Here is a 20,277-nt window from a genome sequence, read left to right on the forward strand (position 1 = left end):
GGTGAGTTGTATGTGGCGGGTGCGGGGTTGGCGCGGGGGTATGACGGCAGGGCGGGGCTGACGGCGGAGCGGTTTGTGGCGGTGCCGTTCGGTGGTGTGGGTGAGCGGATGTATCGCACGGGTGACCTGGCCCGCTGGACAGGCGAGGGTCAGTTGGTGTTCGCGGGGCGTGCGGATGATCAGGTGAAGATCCGTGGTTTCCGGATCGAGCCGGGTGAGGTGGAGGCGGTGCTGGCGGCGCATGAGAGCGTCGGTCAGGTCGCGGTGGTCGTGCGCGAGGACCAGCCGGGGGTGAAGCGGCTGGTGGCGTATGTCGTTGGGGCTCAGGAAGGCGTGGACGCGGAGGCGCTGAGGGAGTACGTGGCGGGCAAGCTGCCGGACTATATGGTTCCGTCCGCGATTCTTCCGCTGGTCACGCTGCCGGTGACGGTGAACGGCAAGCTGGATCGTGCCGCTTTGCCCGCGCCGGAGTTCGAGGCGGGGGGCCGGGCCCCGGCCACTGCGGTGGAGGAGGCTTTGTGCGGGCTGTTCGCCGAGGTGCTGGGGCTGGAGCAGGTGAGCGCGGATGGCTCGTTCTTCGACCTGAGCGGCGACTCGCTGCTGGCCATGCGTCTCATCGCCCGCATCCGCACCACCCTCGACGCCGAACTCACCATCCGGGATGTGTTCGCCGCCCCGACCGTCGCCGGTCTGGCCCGGCTGATCGAGAGCGGGCAGGGCGACGCACGGGCCCGGCTGGCCGTGCGGGAGCGTCCCGAGGTGCTGCCGCTGTCCTTCGGGCAGCAGCGCATGTGGGTCCTGAACCGGCTGGAGGAGGCCGGGGCCGGCGCCGGCTACAACGTGCCGCTGGCGCTGGGCCTGGACGGCGAACTGGACGTGCCAGCCCTCGAGGCGGCGCTGCACGACGTGGCCGACCGGCATGAGACGCTGCGCACCGTCTTCCCGGCGGTCGACGGGATCCCCCGGCAGGAGATCCGCGCGGCGGGCCCCGCCCTCACCCTGCGGAACGTCACGGCCGAGGAACTGCCCGCGGCCCTCGCGGAAGGGGCCCGCAAGGGCTTCGACCTGACCCATGACCTCCCGTGGCGCACCGAGCTGCTGACGGTCTCCCCGACCGAACACGTCCTTGCCATCGTGGCCCACCACATCGCCGTGGACGGCTGGTCGATGGGCGTCCTGCAACGGGACCTCCAGCAGGCCTATATCGCACGGCAGTCCGGCGCCGAGCCGGACTGGACGCCGCTGCCGGTGCAGTACGCGGACTACGCGCTGTGGCAGCGAGAAGTCCTCGGTGACCTGAGCGACCCCGACAGCCTGATCAGCGACCAGCTCGGCTACTGGCGGCAGGCGCTGGCCGGACTGTCCGAGGAGGTGACGCTCCCGGCCGACCGGCCCCGCCCGGCGGTCGCCTCCTTCCGTGGCGGAGACGTCCCGCTGCGGCTCGGCGCGTCGGCCCACGCCGCCCTGGCGGAGGTCGCGCGAAACGGCTCGGCCACCCTGTTCATGGTGGTGCAGGCGGCGCTGGCGATGCTGCTGGCCCGGCTGGGCGCGGGCATCGACATCCCGATCGGCACTGCGGTCGCCGGCCGCACGGACAGCGCGGTGGAGGACCTGGCCGGATTCTTCAGCAACACCCTGGTGCTGCGCACCGACGTCAGCGGCGACCCCACCTTCGAGGACCTGCTGGCCCGGGTCCGCGAAACCGACCTGGCCGCCTACGCCCACCAGGACCTGCCGTTCGAACGGCTCGTGGACGACCTCGGACACGTGCGCTCGCTGGCCCGGCAGCCGCTCTTCCAGATCATGCTGGCACTGCACTCCGGCGGCCCGGCACGGCACTCCGCCTGGCGGCTGCCCGGACTGGAGGTGGCGCAGGTGACCCCGGAGCACGAGGTGACGGCCCGCTTCGACCTCTCGGTCACGCTGGGCGAGTTCCGGGACAACAAGGGCGCGCCGGACGGCATCGGGGGCACCCTTCAGTACGCGGCCGACCTGTTCGACGAGAGCACGGCCCGGTCCCTGTCCGACCGGCTGGTCACGGTGCTGGAGCAGATCGCCGGCGACCCGCGGGTGCGCGTCAGCGACCTCGATGTCATCGCCCCCGCGGAGCAGCGGACGGTGGTCGAGGAGTGGAACGACACCGCCCGGCCGCTGACCGTCCGTACCCTCCCGGAGCTGTTCGAGCGTCAGGTCGCCCGTACCCCCGACGCGATCGCGATCACCGCCCACGACATCACCCTGACCTACGCGGAGGGGGAGGCGCTGGCCAATCGGGTCGCGCACTGGCTGATCGCCCGGGGCATCGGACCCGACGACCGGGTCGCGGTGGTCATGGACCGCTCGGCCGACCTGCTGGTGGTGCTGCTCGGCGTGGTGAAGGCGGGCGCGGTCTATGTGCCAGTCGACCCGGCCTACCCGGCCGAGCGCATCGGGTTCATGCTGGCCGACGTGCGGCCCGCCCTGGTGGTGGCCACCACGACCACCCGGCACGCCGTGCCCGACGGGTTCGAGCAGGCGGTGTGGGAGGAGGCCGTCGTCGAGATGGCACACTGCCCGGCGACCACGCCCGGCGACGCCGACCGGACGGCGGCCCTGCGCCCCGGTCATCTCGCGTATGTGATGTACACCTCCGGGTCGACCGGCACCCCCAAGGGCGTGGCCGTGACGCACCGGAACGTGGTGAGCTTCGCCGAGGACCGCAGCTGGCGCCCAGAGATCACCGAACGCGTCCTCGTCCAGGCCAACCACGCCTTCGACGCCTCCACCTACGAGATCTGGGTGACGCTGGCGCACGGCGGCCGGCTGGTCGTCATGCCATCCGGCGACGCCGGTGTCGCCGAGCGCGGTGCGATGATCGCCGCGCACGGGGTGACGAACGTGCATGCCACCGCGGGGCTGTTCAGGCTGCTGGCCGAGGAGGCGTCCGAGATCTTCGCCGGGGTCCGCGAGGTGTCGACCGGCGGTGACGTGGTCTCCGCCGCGGCGATCCGGACCCTGCTGCGGGCCCAGCCCGGGCTGACCGTCCGTACCACCTACGGGCCCACCGAGACCACGGCCTTCACCACCCAGCTCGCGTACACCGCGGGCGACACCGTCCCCGCGAACGTTCCCATCGGCCGGCCGATGGACAACAGCCGGACCTTCGTCCTGGACGAGTTCCTGCGACCGCTCCCGCCCGGAGCGATCGGAGAGCTCTACATCGCCGGTGCGGGTCTGGCGCGCGGATACGCGGGCCGGGCCGGTCTCACCGCGGAGCGGTTCATCGCCTGCCCGTTCCCCGGTGCCGGCGAACGCATGTACCGCACCGGTGACCTGGCGCGCTGGACCCGCGAGGGAGAACTGGTCTTCGCGGGCCGCGCCGACGACCAGGTGAAGATCCGCGGCTTCCGCATCGAGCCCGGCGAGGTCGAGGCGGTGCTGGCCGGCCAGGAGGGCGTGGCCCAGGCCGCGGTCGTCGTGCACGAGGACACGACGGGGACCAGGCGTCTGGTCGCCTACGTCGTCCCGGCCGACCCGGGCCTGGAAGCGGACGTGCTCCGCGCGTACGCCGTGCGGACGCTGCCCGACTACATGGTCCCGGCCGCCGTGGTGCTGCTGGAGCGTCTGCCCGTGACCGCGAACGGAAAGCTGGACCGGGCCGCGCTGCCCGCGCCCGACACGGGCGGGACGGAAGCCGGCCAGGATCCCCGCACCCCCGTGGAAGCGGTCCTGTGCGGGCTGTTCGCCGAGGTGCTGGGCGCTGACCGGGTCGGTACCGAGGACTCGTTCTTCGATCTGGGCGGCGACTCGCTGCTGGCGATGCGGCTCATCGAGCGGATCCGCACGGCGCTCGACGCCGAGATCGGCATCCGGGACCTGTTCGCCGGGCCGACGGTCTCCGCCATCGCCGCGGTGCTCGACACGGACCCCGAGGTCACGGGCGACTACGACATGCTCCTCCCGCTGCGCACCGCGGGCGACCGGGCACCGCTGTTCTGCCTGCATTCCGGAGGCGGCCTCAGCTGGCACTACGCCGCCCTGGTCAACCATCTGCCGGCCGAATACCCCCTCTACGGCCTCCAGGCGCGTGGCCTCACCGCGACCGGCGCCCTGCCGGAAAGCATCGAGGAAATGGCCGCCGACTACGCGGCACAGATCCGCTCTGTCCAACCGAGCGGCCCCTACCACCTGCTCGGGTGGTCTTTGGGTGGAGTGCTCGCGCACGCGGTCGCGGCACGATTGCAGAGCGAGGGCGACACGGTTGGCATGCTGGCCATTCTGGATGGATATCCGAACCGCGAGATAAAGGCCGACGAGACCCCCGACGGCGAATTCGCGGGATTCGGCGGAATGCGGCCCGGAGACGCACCGGTGCTGCTCATCGACGGTCAGGTGGTGGACGACACTGCCCCAGAGGCCACCATGGACTCCGTCGGCAGCACCCGGCTCGATGAGACGCTGTCGGCCGTGCGGAAGGTCGAGGACAACAATCTGCGACTTCTGCGCACGTACACTCCCGGCCGCTTCGAAGGAGATGTACTGCTTTTCGTCGCCACGCTCGGACGGCCGGAACTGCTCTCGGCACAAGCCGCCCCGGAAGCCTGGCAGCCCTATGTACGGGGCATCGAGACGCACTCCATTGAGACCGACCACCGCCGGATGATTAAGGGGGAACCGCTTGCCCGGATCGCCCGCGTGCTTTCGGAGAAGCTGGCAGACGGGCGTTCGTGAAACCGCGCCGAAACCCTCCGGTCCGTAGCCTTTGATTGAGAGTCATGGCGACCACAGCGCCCGAACGCTGGAACAGCCACCAGGAACCTCAACCAGAAACGGAGAACGACATGCAGGGTGCTTTCGGCCACGGCGGTCCGGGCAGTGGGCGTCCCCTCCGGTCACGGCGGGGAAAGCGGCTGGCCGCGTCCCTCGCCTCGGTGACGGCGATCGTGCTGTTCGCGGGCGCGTGCTCCGACAGCGGCTCGGAGAGCGAAGAGGGGGCGGGTAACAGCGGCGGTTCTGGTTCCTCCAGCAACGACCCGGGTGGGTCCGGCAAGGGCAAGAGCACGCTCGCATACGCCAAGTGCATGCGGGAGAACGGGGTGAAGAACTTCCCCGACCCCAACGCCCAGGGACTCATCGACCTCAACGGCAACCAGGTCGACATGAAGTCCTCGCAGGCCCAGGCCGCCGACAAGAAGTGCCGGTCGCTGCTGCCCCCGGCGGGCAACGGATCGGCGCCCGAAGCGGTGCGCAAGGCCTCGCTGGACTACGCCAAGTGCATGAGGAAGAACGGCGTCAAGAAGTTCCCCGACCCGAACGCCGAGGGCGGCCTCGACGTCAACGGGGAAACCCTTGGCGTCGACCCCAACGGCCAGGTCTTCAAGGACGCCGACAAGGTCTGCCAGCCCATCCTGGAGAAGGCCGCCGACGGCGCGCCCAAGGAGGTCTCCACCGGCCAGCCGAAGTGACCCTGCCCGACCGAGCGCCGTACCGTGCCACCCCGAGAAGGGGTGGCACGGTACGGCGCTTCCCGGCCCGTCATGGGGTGTGCGCCACGGTCGGCACCTGCTGTGGGGAGCGGCGCCGGGAGACCGGCGCGGGCTCGCTGACGGGAGGGAAGGTGACCGTGATGGTCAGGCCGCCCTCGGGCCGGGCGGTGGTGGACAGGGAAGCGTCGTGGGCGGCCGCGATGGCCTGCACGATGGACAGTCCCAGCCCCAGTCCGTCAGGCCGGCCGGTACGGGCGGCGGCGAGGCGCTGAAACGGCTGGAAGAGCCGTTCGACGGCGTCCGGCGGCACCACCGGACCGGTGTTGGAGACGGTGAGGACGGCGCGGCCGTCCACCGTCTTGGTGGTGACGGCCACCTCGCCGTCGGGGACGTTGTAGCGGATCGCGTTGTCCACCAGATTGACGACGAGGCGCTCCGCGAGCGGCCGGTGGCCGGACGCCATGGTATCCGGACCCGACACACTCAGGGTCACACCGCGGAACTGCGCTTCCGCCCTGCGGACGTCGACAGCTTCGTGGACCAGCCGGCCCAGGTCGAACGGCTGGCGCACCTCGATACCCGCATGGCTGCGGGTGAGGGTGAGCAGAGCCTCGATGAGCCGCTCCTGCTCGGCGCCCGCCACCAGGATCCGTTCGTGCGCCGCCCGCAGCGACTCCACCGTGGCCTCCGGGTCCGCGAGCGCGACCTGACCGAGCACCCGCTGCCGGGCCAGCGGGGTGCGCAACTCATGGGAGGCGTTGGCGACGAACTGGCGCTGGGCCTGGAAGGAGCTCTCGAGCCTGCCGAGCAGCCCATCGAAGGTATGGCCCAGCTCCTTGAGCTCGTCGTCGGGGCCGTCCAGGGCCAGGCGCTCGTGCAGATTGGTCGCCGAGATGTTCTGCGCGGCCGCCGTGATCGTCCGCAGGCGGCGCAGAATGCGTCCGGCGACGATCCAGCCGAGGACTATCGAGATCACCGACATGAGGGCGAGCGCGATGCCGGAGTTGACCAGCAACTCGTGCATCATGGTGTCGTTCTGCCGGGCGAGCGCCTTTCTCGCCTGCTCCGAGAGCGTATCCATGGACGAGACCCAGCCGCCGGGCGGGCGGGCCGGTCCCTGGGGGTCGCCCGGGGGAGCGTCGCTGCCGCTCACGGCCGGCTGGGGCAGGGAGTCGGAGACGTTGCTCCGGGGGCCGCCCCCCCAGACGGAGGACTGCACCAGCACATAGGTGATCGCCAGCAGGGCCGCGCCCGAGACGAGGAACAGTCCGCCGTACAGAAGGGTCAGCTTGGCTCGTACCGTACGGCGCGGCAGCTGCGGACGGGCGATACGGCGGGCGAGGGCGGAGATGGCCGACATGTGCCTCCTTCGGGATCCGGTCAGATCCGGTATCCCCGCTTGGCCACGGTCTCGATGATCGGCGGGTCGCCGAGCTTGGCCCGCAGGCGGCTGATCGTGATCTTCACGGCGTTGGTGAACGGATCGGTCGCCTCGTCCCACACCCGTTCGAGGAGTTCCTCGGCGGACACGGCCCGGCCGCGGGACGTCAGCAGCAGCTCCAGTACGCCGAACTCCTTGGGCGCGAGCTTCAGCGGCCGGCCGTCCCGGCTGGCCGTGCGGCGGGCGGTGTCCATCACGAGGTCGCCGTGGCGGACCACGGGCGGCACCGCCGGATGGGAACGGCGGGCCAGCGCGCTGACGCGGGCCACCAGCACCGGGAAGTCGAACGGTTTGGGGAGGTAGTCGTCGGCTCCCAGGCTGAGCCCGTCCACGAGGTCCTCCGTCGCCGCGGCCGCGGTGAGCATCAGCACCCGGCCCCGGCATCCGGAACTGATCAGTTCCGCGCACACCTCGTCGCCGTGCATCCCCGGCAGGTCCCGGTCGAGCACGATCACGTCGTAGTCGTTGCACAGCGCGCGATCGAGCCCGCCGGGCCCGTCGAACGCCACGTCCACGGCCATGTGCGACTGGCGCAGACCGGCTGCCACCGTCTCCGCCATCTCCTTGTCGTCCTCCACGACGAGAACGCGCACCGGAACCCCCTAGATGACTATGTCTCCGACACCAGCACCTTGACAACATGCGCCAGCATGTTGCACCCCCGGTTTCCTCAGCGTTTCATCCAACGCCGTCCACCCCCGGCCGCGGTGGCCATTCTAGCCGCGGCGCGGCACGAAACCTTGGCGAAACCGCTGGTCCCGTAGAAAGAGGCCATGCAGGATTTCGGCGATTAATGGAGGGGGATATGCAAAGCACCGTCGGGCGCGCTGCCGGTCCGCACACGGACGTCAATCGGGCGGCACGTCTCCGCATGAGGTTTCAGCCGCTCGTCAATGCGGCTTCTCTTCGCCCCGGGAGCGGATCGTGAGCAGCACTGCGGAGATTTCCACGGATGACGCGGACGTCACCGAGCCGGACGGGAACGGGCGGCGTCGGCGCTCCGGAGGCCGGCGCGGGCTGACGGCGGCCGTCGTCGTGACCCTGCTGGTCGTGGCCGGTGCCGGGATCGTCATCACCGACCCGTTCGGTCCCAAGGAGGACGACACACCCGCCAGGCCCAGCACCCGCACCGGAGTTGCCGAGGTGGCCCGGGGCACGCTGTCCGCCCGGACGCAGGACAACGGAACCCTGGGATATGCGGGCGACTACAAGGTGGTCAACAAGAACAGCGGCACGGTGACGAAGGCCCCGGGCGTGGGCACAGTTGTCCGCCAGGGCAAAGTGCTCTACCAGGTTGACGGCAAGCCGGTGGTCTTTCTCTACGGCGCGTATGTCCCGGCCTACCGGGCCCTGGAGTGGCGGATGAAGGGGGCCGACGTGCAGCAGCTCAACGCCGCCCTGGTCTCTCTCGGATATGCCAAGAAGAGCGAGCTCGACCCCGATTCCAACTACTTCGGCTGGGGGACGTACTACGCCCTCAGGGAGCTCCAGGACGACCTCGGTCTGAAGACGACCGGCAAACTGCCTCTCGGGCAGGCGGTGTTCCTGTCCGCCAAGGAGGTTCGGGTCACCAAGGTCGGCGCCGTGAGCGGCGCCCCGGCCCAGCCCGGCAGCGTGCTCATGGAGGTGTCCTCGACCCAGCGGCAGGTCACCGTCGCGCTCAACGCCAGTCAGCAGTCCGACGTGGCGGTCGGCGACAAGGTGACCATCACGCTGCCCAACGGCAAGACCACCCCCGGTGTCGTGACGTCGGTCGGCAAGGTGGCGACCAAGACGGACGACAGCATGACCATCGACGTACGCATCAAGCCGCTGAACGCGAAGGCGACCGGTGAGCTCGACCAGGCGCCGGTGCAGGTGTCCATCGTGACCGGCTCGGTGAAGAACGCGTTGACGGTCCCGGTGAACGCACTGCTGGCGCGGGCCGGCGGCGAGTACGCCGTCGAGGTCGTCGGGGCCGGCGGGAAGAACCGTCTGATCCGGGTGACGACCGGCCTGTTCGACGACAGCGCCGGCACGGTCGAGGTCAAGGGTGAGGGTCTGCGGGCCGGCCAGAAGATCGTGGTGCCGTCCTCATGAGCGGGGCGAACACGGACACGCACACGGACACGGTGCCTGCGCAGGCGACCGGTGCCCGGCACACCGGTGAGCCGGTCCTCCAGCTGGAGGAGGTTTCCAAGGTGTACCCCGGCGTGTCGCCCGTGGTGGCCCTGGACAAGGCCAGCTTCACCATCCACCGGGGCGAACTGGTCGCGATCGTGGGCCCGTCCGGTTCGGGGAAGTCGACGCTGCTGCAGGTGATGGGCAGTCTGGACCGGCCCACGTCGGGAACGGTACGGGTCGTCGGCGAGGACGTCGCCAAGATGTCGGACCGGGCCCTGGCCGGATTGCGGGCCACCCGGATCGGCTTTGTGTTCCAGCAGTTCTTCCTGGCACAGCACTCCACCGCCTTGGAGAACGTGGCCGACGGAATGCTGTACTCGGGCGTCAAACACCGCGCGCGGATGAAGGCGGCGGCGGTTGCCCTGCGCCGGGTCGGTCTCGCCCATCGGGCCGATCACCGGGCCCCCGAACTCTCGGGTGGCGAACGGCAGCGGGTCGCGATCGCCCGTGCGCTCGCCAACAACCCGGCGATCGTGCTCGCCGACGAGCCCACCGGCAACCTCGACAGCGTCAACGGTGCCGCGATCTTCAAGCTGCTCCAGGAGCTCAACGCCGAGGGCACCACCATCGTCATGATCACTCACGACCGGGAACTGGCCGCTCAACTGCCCCGCCGCATCGAGGTTCTCGACGGCCGTATCGTCGCCGACGTCGACGCGGAGGAGCAGCCGCTGCCCACGGGGAGGCACCTGCCATGACCACCACGGCTCCGGCTCCCGCCCGGCTGCATCCGGCCGACCTGGCCCGGACCGCCAGCGTGGGGCTGCGCACCCGGCGCATGCGGGCGGCGCTGTCCGCACTGGGCATCGCCATCGGCGTCGCCGCGATGGTGGCGGTGATGGGTCTGTCCGCCTCGTCCCAGGCGGGCCTGCTGGCCGAGCTCGACAAGCTCGGGACCAATCTGCTGACGGTCACCCCGGGCCGGGTCCTGGGCGGCGGAGAGGCCAAGCTCCCCGTCGAGGCACCGTCGATGATCAGCCGGATCGAGAATGTCGAGCAGGTCCAGAGCACCGGAAAGATCAAGGCCGATGTCTTCCGCAGCCCCTACATCCCATCGATCAACACCAACGGCCTCACGGTCCACGCCGCGAGTCTCGGCCTGCCCGCCGCGGTGCGGACCACCGTCGCCGAGGGCCGGTATCTCAACGCGGCCACCGCCAGGGAACCGGTCGCGGTGCTCGGTGCGACCGCCGCGGCCCGCCTGGGCGTCGGGAAGGTCCACCCGGGGGCGCGCATCTGGGTCGGCGGTCAGTGGTTCTACGTCGCGGGGATCCTCAATCCCGCGAAGCTGACCCCCGAGATCGACTCCGCGGTGCTGGTCGGCTACTCGGCCGCTGAGAAGTATCTGCACTTCGACGGCCACCCATCGATGATCTACGTGCGGGCCGACACCGACCATGTCACGGACGTACAGCAACTGCTGGCGGCCACCGCCAACCCGGAGCACGCCGACGAGGCCAGCGTCAGCCAGCCTTCGGAGGCGCTGGAGGCACGGGCCGCGGCCCAGTCGGCACTGAACGGCCTGTTCCTCGGGCTCGGCGCGGTGGCCCTGCTCGTGGGCGGGGTCGGTGTCGCCAACACCATGGTCATCTCCGTCCTGGAGCGCCGCTCCGAGATCGGACTGCGGCGCGCGCTCGGCGCCACCAAGGGCCATATCCGCCTCCAGTTCCTGTGCGAGGCGATCCTGCTCGCCGCGCTCGGCGGCGCGGTGGGCGTGGCCCTGGGAGTGGTCGCCACCATGGTCTACGCCCAGGTCAAGGGATGGGCCACGGTGGTCCCGGTGCTGGCCTGGGGCGGGGGGCTCGGCGCGGCCGTCGCGATCGGCGCCATCGCCGGCCTGCTGCCCGCGCTCCGCGCGGCACGCATGGCGCCGACCGAAGCGCTCCGGACCACCTGACGCTTCCCCCTTCTCCATGCCCGGCACCGCGGACCCCCGACCGCGTGCCGGGCATGGTCATGTTGTGCGTGTGCGTGTGCGGTTGGACAATCGTGGAGTGCGCCCGGCCGTTCCTGCGATGACGAAATCGGTAGGGTCCACGGCGCGGTGATCCACCGCGGCGGGAAAATGATCAGGGCCGCGCAGCCGCATTTCCCGTTGAACGGCCCAGATGATCCGTTGGCCACGACTGCCGTCGGCCGCTGCCGAATTCCAGCAATCAGGAGAGGGGAAATTATGGTCGCGGTGACGGCTCCGGAGGCCAGGCAGGAAGACGCCGACGCCGTCGTCGCGCTGGTGCGCCGGGCCGGTGGCGAGGCTTCGTGAGCCGGGGAGTGTCACCGACGATCGTCGGCCCCGTCGGCGATGTGGACGACTTCGAGGCGCTCAACCTGGGTGGCCGCAGCGGCGTCCTTCAGGTCATGCGGGTCTCCGCCCCGTACAAGCTGGTCAGCCGGGAGCACCACCCGGCCCGGTTTGTGATCAGGGTCGGCGGCGTGCCGATCGGCCCGGACACATCCAGGAACTCGCCGACGCCGTCACCATCCTGTCGCCCCTGATGGGCCGCACCCTCACCATGCCGCTGACCGACCGGGCCACTGCCCGCCGTGGTCCCGACAGGCTGAGCTCCCGCGCGAGCCCTCCACTCCGCGGACACCACCGCACGCCACCTCCAGCGCCCTCACCCCCCCCTACGAGCCGTCTTCCGGGCGCCGTCCCCGCCGGCCCCCGTGCGCCCGGGCAGGGGCCTTCACCTGCTCAAACGCCTCTAGGGGTAGCGGACGTAGGGGTGGGGTGCGGCTCCGGGCAGGGGTTTCTGAATGGAAACCGGGCTGTTAATTTCGCTCATATCTGCCGGAAGGGATTCCATCGCTCGGATGTTCTACTCCTCTGGGGAAGAAGGAGTGGAGGGCATTGCTGACCGTCTGCCTCCCGCAATTACACGAGAAATGCGGGGCATTCGCAGCGGAGGGAAGGATTCGGCAGGAGTTTCTCGCGCGGACGGCGACCGCCGGCCGCGTCAACGGGGGAGGAGCTGGGGTGGAACCCGAGGAGGAGGCAATCAATCAGCAGCCTGTCGTGGAGGTCGACATGGGCTCGTTGAGCCTGGCCGGATCGCCACGACTGGCAGGGGAGAGGCCGGAGCACATCCAGGTCCTGGCCGCGGCCGAAGACCCGCTGCCGCCGATCACGGTGCACCGGCCGACGATGCGGGTCATCGACGGCTTTCACCGGCTGAAGGCGGCCCGGCTGCGCGGCGAGCACACCATCGCCGCCCGCTTCTTCGACGGGGACGAGGCCGCGGCCTTCGTCCTCGCCGTGAAGCTCAATGTCACGCACGGTCTGCCACTGTCGCTCGGGGACCGCAAACGCGCGGCCGAGCGCATCATCGCGACGCATCCGCAGTGGTCCGACCGGCGGGTCGCCTCGACCACCGGGATCTCCCCGGGGACGGTGGGCGACATTCGCACCCGGGTGGTCCGGGAAACCGAGCCGACCGGGAGGCGACTGGGACAGGACGGCCGGCTGCGGCCGGTCGACGGAAGCGTGGGCCGCCTCCTCGCCGGAGAACTGCTCACGGCCGATCCGCAACTGTCGCTGCGTCAGGTGGCCCGTGCGGCCGGCATCTCGCCGGAGACGGCCCGTGACGTGCGCAACCGGCTGCGCAACGGCGAGGACCTGCTGCCCCGGAAGCGGGGCAGGAAGAACGACACCGCACCGGACGAACCCCACGCCCTGCACCAGGAGTTCGGGCCCCTGGGGATCGACCGGCAGGACGCCCGGCCGAGGGGAGCCCCCGTGCCGGACCGTGCCGTGCTCGTGAAACGGCTGAAGGCCGATCCGGCGCTGCGCTTCACGGAGACCGGGCGTAATCTGCTGCGGCTGCTCGCGCTCCACACGGTGCGCAAGGAGGAGTGGGAGGCCATCATCACCAACGTCCCACCGCACTGCAGCGATATCGTCGCGGACCTCGCGCATCAGTTCGCCGCCCTGTGGTCGGAGTTCGCGGTACGGGTGAAGGAGGACGTCGCACAGATCGGCTGAGCCCGTGGCCGGCCGGGCGTCCGAGCGTCGAAAGCGGACGGTTGGACGTTCCCGGTCGACCCGGGCCCCACGCCGACCGGGCATCCCACACACATATGCGGCGGGACCGCCGCGGAGGTTCACCCTCCGCGGCGGTCTCCTCATGCACCGGACCCAACGGGCCGGACCTCACCGCGCGGGGATGCCCCGTACGGTGGCCAGCCGCGCCGCGTCGGCGACGCTCGCACAGCCCGCCAGACCGAGCGCATCCCGCAACTCGTCGGCCAGCAGTTCCAGAACCCGCGCCGCCCCGCTCTCCCCGGCGGCGGACAGACCCCACATGACCGGGCGGCCGACCAGTACTCCGTCGGCACCCAGCGCGAGGGCCCGCAGCACATCGGTGCCACCGCGTACCCCGCTGTCCACAAGGACCTGGCAGCGTCCGGCGACCGCCCCGGCCACCTGCTCCAGCATGTCGATGCTGGGGATGGCGCCGTCGAGCTGACGGCCGCCGTGGTTGGACACCACCACCGCGTCCACGCCCGACTCCGCCGCGCGCACCGCGTCCTCGGGCGCCAGCACCCCCTTGAGCACCAGCGGCAGCCGGGTCCACTCCCGCAGCGCCGCCACGGTCGGCCACGTCAGCGCGGCGGAGAATGCTTGCCGGGTGTGCTCGGCCACGGCGGAGACCTCGTCCCCGGGTCGCCGGTGCGCCACCGACCCCGGGGACGGTGCGCCGCCGCCGGTCAGGTGGACCGCCGTCACCTGACCCGGCAGCGTGAAGCGGTTGCGTACGTCCCGCAGGCGGCGCCCCATCCAGGGCACGTCGACCGTGAGCACGATCGCCTCGCAGCCGGCCTCCTCCGCCCTGCGCACCTGCTCCAGGGAACGCTCGGCCTCGCGCAGCCAGTACAGCTGGAACCACACGGAGCCGCCGAGCGCCGTGACCTCCTCGACGGGAACGCTGCTCATCGTGGAGACGGTGAACGGGACGCCCGCCGTCTTCGCCGCGCGGGCGACCGCGAGTTCACCGTCGGGGTGGAGCAGCCGTTGATACGCCACCGGGGCGACCGCGACCGGCATGCTCACCGGCCGGCCGAGGAGCGTGGCGTCCGTCGTGCACGCCGAGACGTCCCTGAGCACCCTGGGGACCAGGAACACCCGGTCGAAGGCGGCCCGGTTGGCGTCCAGAGTCGTCTCGGCACCGCTGCCGCCGGCGACGAAGTCCCGGATGTCGGCGGGCAGGACGCGCGAGGCGGCCTGTTCGAAGTCGGCCAGGGCGTGGGCCCGGGACGGCGCGAAGGCCTCCCTCCCGGACCCACCCGCCTGACGCGCCCCGTCCGTCGCCGGGCCGGGCTCAGCGCTGGAGCCCACGCTGGCCCGTCCTCTCCAGCTCCACCGCCTCGTACAGCGCCTTGATGTTGGAGCTGCCGAAGGTCCTGGCCCCCTGCCGCTCGATGACCTCGAAGAACAGCGTGTGCCGCGGATGAGTGGAGGCAGTGAAGATCTGGAACAGCTGCCCTCCGTGGTCCTCGTCCGCGAGCACATGGGTCGCCCGCAGGTCCTCCAGCCGCTGCCGGTCCAGGTCGATCCGCTCCCCGAGCAGCTCGTAGTAGGCGGAGGGGGTGGTCAGGAAGGTGACGCCACGGCGGCCCAGCGCCCGCACGGAGCGGACCGCGTCCAACGACGAGAACGCCAGATGCTGCACACCGGAGCCCTGGTGGCCCTTGAGGAACTCGTCGATCTGGCCGGGCTCCGCCTTCGGATCGGGCTGGATGAGCGTCAGCGTGACCGACCCCGAGCGGCTTTGGACGACCTTCGACTCCATCGCCTGCGCACCCACCACGATGCGCTCCTCGAAGATGTCGTGGAAGCCGAGGGTGTTCAGGTAGTAGTCGACCGTGGGCCCCAGATCGCCCGTGTTCAGGCAGACGGCGACGTGGTCGATGTCGGTCAGCCCCACATCGGCGGCCCGTTCCCCGGTGCCCCGCAGGACGGGGACAAAACCCGCCGGCAGCCCCGGGCCCTCGCCGGGGGCGCGCTGCACCAGGGTGTGCACCACGTCGCCGAAGCCCTCGACCGCCGCCGTGACGACGGGGCTGTCGGTGGCGCCCGGACCGCCTGCGGCATGCCGGGTCGGCCGCCGGTGGGCACCGGCTCCGTTGCCGGTCGCCGCGGTGAACGCCGCCTCGACGTCGGCGGTGCGCAGCGCGATGTCGGCCACGCCGTCCCCGTGCGAGGCCACGTATGCGGAGGCGGGATGCTGGTCCGAGATGGCCTGCGTCAGCACGAGCGTGATCCGCCCGTGGCGCAGGGCGATGCTGCGGTGGTCGGCGGAGCCTCCGGTGCCGGCCACCGTGAAGGCGTACCGGTCCACCCAGTCGAATGCGGCCGACTCCAGGTCTTCGACGTACATCTCCACGTAGTCGATGGACAGATCGCGTAGCGGATCCGCGTCCTGGGACTTCGATAAAACCCTCATGTGTCCCCCAAACGGAAAAGGAACGAGATTTCTGCACTGTAGGGCCCGTCGCCTTGATCCGGCCATGAAGGCCCCCGCGACGGTTGGACGCCAAACTCGGCTCGTTAATTGTCTGCTCTCGTAGTCGGTGGGGGGTTCTCCATAAACTCGTCGCGATTTTCGGCCGAACGTCGAGGAACGTCGAGGAACACCGCTGGACAACGAGGGTCTTTCAGGATGGGGTGATGATGCGTGTTGCGCACGATGGCCGTCGTCGGCACCGGTCTGATCGGTACGTCGATCGCGCTCGCCGCGAGCCGCCGGGGGGTGACGGTCTTCCTGTCCGACCGGAACCCCGTGGCCGCGAGGACGGCCGCGGCCCTGGGGGCGGGCCGGGCCGAGGAACCCGCCACGCCTGTGGACCTCGCGGTGCTCGCGGTGCCGCCGAGCGCGGTCGGAGCGGCACTGGTGGAGACGCAGCGGCATGGGCTCGCCCATACGTACACCGATGTGGCCAGTGTGAAAGCGGGGCCGGTGCGGATGGCGCTGAGCCAGGCCCCGGACCCGTCCCGGTACGTCGGGGGGCATCCGATGGCGGGCCGTGAACGGTCCGGTCCGCTGGCCGCCCGGGCCGATCTCTTCCGGGGCCGGCCGTGGGCGCTCACCCCGTCCGGGCGCACCTCGGACGCGACCCTGGCGGCGGCCCGCGAACTGGTGGAGCTCTGCGGCGCTGTCCCGGTGCTGACCCGGAGTCGGGACCACGACGACGCGGTGGCGCTGACCTCTCACGTGCCCCACCTGGTGGCGAGCCTGATGGCCGCGCGGCTGCGGGAGGGGCCGGAGGCGGTGTCCCGCTTCGCGGGCCAGGGGCTGCGGGACGTCACCCGGATCGCCGCCGGCGACTCCCGGCTGTGGGGGGACATCCTCCAGGCCAACGCGGGGGCCGTAACCGGGGTCGTGAAGGAGCTGCACGCGGATCTGTCCCGCCTGGTGACGGCCCTGGAACTGCTCGCCGGGACGGACGGCGGCGAGCCGGACGGCGCCGAACGCGACCGGGCCGTGCGGACGGTGGTGGATCTGCTGGACCGGGGGATCGAGGGTCTGGCCGGGATTCCTCAGATCCGGCCCGCCGGCGCCGGCGCCGGCGCGGGCGCCCGGGTGCGCGTGGTGGTCCGGGGCCGTCCCGGGGAACTGCGGCTGCTGCTGCACGCGGTGGCGGAGCTCGGCGTCAGCGGCGAGGACGCGGTGGTGACCGACGCGGAGGCCGGAGCGGAGGCTGGGGCGGAGGGTGTTGCGGACGGCGGGCTCGTGGTGACCTTCCCACTGCCGCCCGCCGTGGCGGCACCGCTCACGGCCGGGCTGCGGGCCGGGGGATGGGCGGTGCGATGCGAAGGGGACGAGGAAGCCGAGAGGGATCAGAGGGGCCAGCGGTACGAGCGAGACGAGCGAGACGAGGGGGACGAGCGAGACGAGGGGGAAAGCGAAGGGGAAAGGGGGAGCCGGGTTTCCGTGCCCGGCCCATGACGCTCGGAATCGGCTATTCCCTTTCCCGTGGCCGAAATGCGGCACACACCGGCCGGATCGAGCCGCTATCCTGGCTTATGAAGTGCTTCTCTCCTCGGCATCCTACAGGTTCTGCCACCCCCACCTCCGTATCGATGCAGGTCAGAAGCGCTTTTCTTTTTCTTCTCAATTGCTGGACAGTTTGCCAGGCCCTGGCGCGGAATTAACCGGCGCCGTCGGGTCGCGGCACAGGGTACGGGGGGTGCCTGTGAATCTCAGTGAAAGAGACGAAGAACTCCGGCTGCTGGAGAAGCTGTACACCGGGTGCGGGCGGGGGAAGGGCGCCGTCGTCCTCGTGAACGGGCCGGTGGCCTGCGGAAAGACCGCGCTGATCCGGAGCTTCGCCGACTGGGCCACCGAGCGGGGCGGCCGTTTCCTGTCCATGACGGCCTCCGCCAGCGAGCGGTTGGACCGGCTGGGCCTCGTCGACCAGCTGATGAGCGCGATGCGCGCCGCGGGGGCGGCCGCCGCCCCGCTCGCCGGCGCGGACGACGGGTTACCTGGGTCCGGACGGGTACCGCTCGCCGTGCTGCAGCGTATCTGCCGGGCCGTCACCGAGTTCGCCCGTGAACGGACCCTCGTCCTCGGCGTCGACGATGTGCACTTCGCCGACGAGGCCTCGCTCGACTGCCTCCGCTACCTCATACGGCGCATCGATTCCTCGGCCATCCTGGTGCTGCTGGCCGAGAGTTCCTGCCATGAGCGGGAGCTGAGGACGCTGCACGCCGAGACGCTGCACCTTCCCTACTGCCATCGGATCCGCCTGGGCACGCTCGGCGCCGACGGCGTGGCCGGGCAACTGGCCGCTCACCCGGCCACCGGTTCAGCGGCCCGGGAAACCGCCGAGGTGTGGGCCGAGACGAGCGGCGGCAACCCGCTGCTGCTGCACGCCCTCATCGAGGACGCCGAAGACGCCCCGTACGCCGGGGAGCCGAGTGAGCGAGCCGAGGCGGACGCACAGGACACGCTGCCGGCCGGGCCGGAATCGGCCGCTCCGCGCGCTCCGCTGCCCGGCGAGTCCTTCCGGCACGCCTATCTGCGCTGCCTGCACCGCTGCGAGCCGGCCATGCTCGCGACCGCGCGCGCCATCGCGGTGCTCGGCGAACCGGTCGCACCCGACCTGATCGGTGACTTCCTCGGCGACGACCTCACCTCGGTCCGGCGCAGCATCGCCGAACTGAACACGGCCGGCCTGCTGTCCGGCGTCCGGTTCCGCCACGAACGGGCCCGGCTGGCGGTCCTGGCGGACATCCCCGTCAGGGACCTCTTCGCGATGCGCGCCCGGGCCGCCGAACTCCTGCACGAGAGCGGCGCCCCGGCCGCCGCGGTGGCCGACCAGCTCATGGCCACCCATGAGTCGGTCAGGGCCCCGTGGCATCCTCATATCCTCCGCGAGGCCGCACGGGAGGCCATCGACGCCGGAGACATCGACGCCGGGATCACCTATCTGCGCCACGCCGCCGCGGTCGCCACCGACGCCACCCAGCAGGCCGAGGCGACGGCCGCCCTCGCCCAGGCCCAGTGGCTCGTCGACCCGGTGAAGGCGGCTCGGCACCTGGCCCAGCTCAGCCGTATGGTCCGCGCCGGACTGCTCACCGGGCCCGACGCCCTGGTCGTGGTCGGGCAGCACACCTGGCTGGGCGAGTTGGCGCAGGCCGACGCCCTGCTGCGGACCATCGAGGCCCGTGCGGCCACGGAGGGGGCGGACGCCTGGGACGGCGCGGGGACGCCACCGGCCGCCGTACACTCCGACCTCGTCCTGGCACGGCTCTGGCTGTCCTTCTGCCGCCCCGGGCCGGGACGCGACACCGGTGAGGCCGCCCCCGGAGTCCGGGCCGACGCCCCCGGCCTCAAGGCGCCGGGGTCCATGTCGCCGCGCACCTTCCTCACCCTCGCCACTGGCCTCACCGGCGACGACGAGTGCGACCGGATGGCCCACCGGGTGCTGCGCGGCGCCCGTACGGGCAGCACCTTCGAGGCCACACTGTGCGCGCTGGTTCTCCTGATCGAGTGCTACCGGCTGGACGAGGCGGTGGCCTGGTCGGAGCGGCTTCTGGAGGAGCCGTGGAACCGGCACGTCCCCATGCGGCGAGCGCTGCTGGAGACGATCCGGGCGGCTGCGGCCCTGCGCAGCGGGGACCTGAAGGTGGCGGGCGAGGCCGCTCAGACCGCGCTCGGCCTCGCCGCGCCCGAGGCCTGGGGCATCGCGCTCGGTCTGCCGCTGTCCCTCGCCGCGCGGGCGGGCACCGAACTGGGCGATTTCGACACGGCCATGTCGTACCTCAATCTGCCGGTACCCATGGTCATGTTCGACACGCCGTTCGCGCTGCCCTATCTCCACGCAGTCGGCCGCTACCACCTCGCCATCGGCCGGCCGCGCACCGCGCTGCGGAACTTCGAGTCGTGCGGGGAGCTGATGGTGGAGTGGCGGCTGGACGTCCCGGAACTCGTGGACTGGCGCAACGACGCGGCTGCCGCCCTCCTCGCCATGGGCGAGAACCGGCGGGCACGGGCCCTGCTCGAGGAGCACCCGTCCCTGCTCGGTGAGGCACCCACCCGCGCCCGCGGCGTCGCGCTGCGCCTGCTCGCGGCGGCCGGCCCGCCCCAGGGCCGGCTGCCGCGGCTCCAGGAGGCGATACGGATCCTCCGCGCCTGCGGCGACCGGCTGGAACTGGGCCATGCGCTGGCCGACGCCGAGGCCGCGCGCTCGGCGGCGGAGCGCAGGACCGCCCCGGCCGAGCCGCCGCGTCCGCAGGCCGCGCCGTGGACGTATGTGGAGGATGCCCGGGACCACTCCAGGCTGCCGTGGCACGAGGAGCCCGAGCCGCGCGGCAAGCTGCCCGCGGGCCCGGCCTCCGGATCGCCGGAGGTTCCCGAATCGCTGACCGCACTCACCGAAGCGGAACGCCGGGTCGGCGCGCTCGCCGCCTACGGCTGCACCAACCGGGAGATCGCCGGCCGGCTCTTCATCACGGTGAGCACCGTGGAACAGCACCTGACCAAAATCTATAAGAAGTTGAAAGTGCGCAGCCGGGCGGACCTGCCGGAGTCACTCATACGCTTCGCCGACGTCCCATGCTCGCCGAATGGGCGGTAAAAGGGAAGGCAACCCGGTTCCGCCCGTCAACTCCCCGTCCAAGTGCGCATTCTGGCGTGTTGGACAGCGTTGTGAGGCCCATCGGATTCGTGTGATCCTGGCCGCCGAAATCAGCATGCCGCATTC

13 protein-coding genes are annotated in these 20,277 nt (G+C 71.2%); 9 read left to right on the plus strand and 4 right to left on the minus strand.

Annotation, left to right across the window (positions count from 1 at the left end):
* The first annotated feature begins 75 nt into the window (after positions 1–75).
* Positions 76–4,710: an amino acid adenylation domain-containing protein gene (locus ABZU99_RS33475; RefSeq protein ID WP_356049945.1), complete on the plus strand. Its 4,635-nt coding sequence runs from the start codon at positions 76–78 to the stop codon at positions 4,708–4,710.
* A 110-nt stretch (positions 4,711–4,820) separates the two neighbouring features.
* Complete coding sequence (locus tag ABZU99_RS33480) at positions 4,821–5,444, plus strand: hypothetical protein (RefSeq protein ID WP_356049943.1); 624 nt, start codon at positions 4,821–4,823, stop codon at positions 5,442–5,444.
* Between the two features lie 70 nt (positions 5,445–5,514).
* Here ABZU99_RS33480 and ABZU99_RS33485 read toward each other — a convergent pair whose 3' ends face one another.
* Complete coding sequence (locus tag ABZU99_RS33485) at positions 5,515–6,825, minus strand: HAMP domain-containing sensor histidine kinase (protein ID WP_355952657.1); 1,311 nt, start codon at positions 6,823–6,825, stop codon at positions 5,515–5,517.
* 20 nt (positions 6,826–6,845) lie between these two features.
* Entirely contained in the window at positions 6,846–7,499 is a 654-nt protein-coding gene (locus ABZU99_RS33490; protein ID WP_355952654.1) for a response regulator transcription factor, read from the minus strand.
* A gap of 331 nt (positions 7,500–7,830) precedes the next feature.
* Here ABZU99_RS33490 and ABZU99_RS33495 point away from each other — a divergent pair, with 331 nt between their 5' ends.
* The 5 genes from ABZU99_RS33495 (at position 7,831) to ABZU99_RS33515 (ending at position 13,051) form a co-directional block, all read left to right on the plus strand.
* The gene (locus tag ABZU99_RS33495; RefSeq protein WP_356049941.1) at positions 7,831–8,985 is read left to right on the plus strand and encodes a peptidoglycan-binding protein; all 1,155 of its coding nucleotides are present in this window, start codon (positions 7,831–7,833) and stop codon (positions 8,983–8,985) included.
* Positions 8,982–9,767: an ABC transporter ATP-binding protein gene (locus ABZU99_RS33500; RefSeq protein WP_355952648.1), complete on the plus strand. Its 786-nt coding sequence runs from the start codon at positions 8,982–8,984 to the stop codon at positions 9,765–9,767. The genes ABZU99_RS33495 and ABZU99_RS33500 overlap by 4 nt, the downstream gene beginning before the upstream one ends.
* On the plus strand, positions 9,764–10,966 hold the full coding sequence (locus ABZU99_RS33505) for an ABC transporter permease (protein WP_355952645.1): 1,203 nt from the start codon (positions 9,764–9,766) through the stop codon (positions 10,964–10,966). Before ABZU99_RS33500 ends, ABZU99_RS33505 begins: the two co-directional genes overlap by 4 nt.
* 374 nt (positions 10,967–11,340) lie before the next feature.
* Positions 11,341–11,565, plus strand: coding sequence for a hypothetical protein (locus ABZU99_RS33510; protein WP_355952642.1), 225 nt, complete (start codon positions 11,341–11,343; stop codon positions 11,563–11,565).
* A 481-nt stretch (positions 11,566–12,046) separates the two neighbouring features.
* On the plus strand, positions 12,047–13,051 hold the full coding sequence (locus ABZU99_RS33515) for a streptomycin biosynthesis protein (protein ID WP_356049938.1): 1,005 nt from the start codon (positions 12,047–12,049) through the stop codon (positions 13,049–13,051).
* A 168-nt stretch (positions 13,052–13,219) separates the two neighbouring features.
* Here the strand turns inward: ABZU99_RS33515 and ABZU99_RS33520 are convergent, their stop codons facing one another.
* Together ABZU99_RS33520 and hppD are read right to left on the minus strand one after the other, a co-directional pair.
* Positions 13,220–14,308: an alpha-hydroxy acid oxidase gene (locus ABZU99_RS33520; protein WP_356049949.1), complete on the minus strand. Its 1,089-nt coding sequence runs from the start codon at positions 14,306–14,308 to the stop codon at positions 13,220–13,222.
* A gap of 79 nt (positions 14,309–14,387) precedes the next feature.
* Positions 14,388–15,512, minus strand: a complete 1,125-nt coding sequence (hppD, locus tag ABZU99_RS33525) for a 4-hydroxyphenylpyruvate dioxygenase (protein WP_356049936.1) — start codon at positions 15,510–15,512, stop codon at positions 14,388–14,390.
* 234 nt (positions 15,513–15,746) lie between these two features.
* Here hppD and ABZU99_RS33530 point away from each other — a divergent pair, with 234 nt between their 5' ends.
* Positions 15,747–17,015: a prephenate dehydrogenase gene (locus ABZU99_RS33530; protein WP_356049947.1), complete on the plus strand. Its 1,269-nt coding sequence runs from the start codon at positions 15,747–15,749 to the stop codon at positions 17,013–17,015.
* A gap of 241 nt (positions 17,016–17,256) precedes the next feature.
* Positions 17,257–20,151 (plus strand): AAA family ATPase, encoded by a 2,895-nt coding sequence (locus tag ABZU99_RS33535; RefSeq protein ID WP_356049934.1) that lies wholly within the window; start codon positions 17,257–17,259, stop codon positions 20,149–20,151.
* The last annotated feature ends 126 nt before the right edge of the window (positions 20,152–20,277 follow it).

It is taken from the genome of Streptomyces sp. NPDC005266, assembly GCF_040607655.1.
Classification (GTDB): Bacteria; Actinomycetota; Actinomycetes; order Streptomycetales; family Streptomycetaceae; genus Streptomyces.

Bases quoted from the DNA above. Each gene is read 5' to 3' on its own strand.
- ABZU99_RS33480 (WP_356049943.1), top strand. From the start codon at position 4,821: ATGCAGGGTGCTTTCGGCCACGGCGGTCCGGGCAGTGGGCGTCCCCTC.
- ABZU99_RS33485 (WP_355952657.1), bottom strand. From the start codon at position 6,825: ATGTCGGCCATCTCCGCCCTCGCCCGCCGTATCGCCCGTCCGCAGCTG.
- ABZU99_RS33500 (WP_355952648.1), top strand. From the start codon at position 8,982: ATGAGCGGGGCGAACACGGACACGCACACGGACACGGTGCCTGCGCAG.
- ABZU99_RS33505 (WP_355952645.1), top strand. From the start codon at position 9,764: ATGACCACCACGGCTCCGGCTCCCGCCCGGCTGCATCCGGCCGACCTG.
- hppD (WP_356049936.1), bottom strand. From the start codon at position 15,512: ATGAGGGTTTTATCGAAGTCCCAGGACGCGGATCCGCTACGCGATCTG.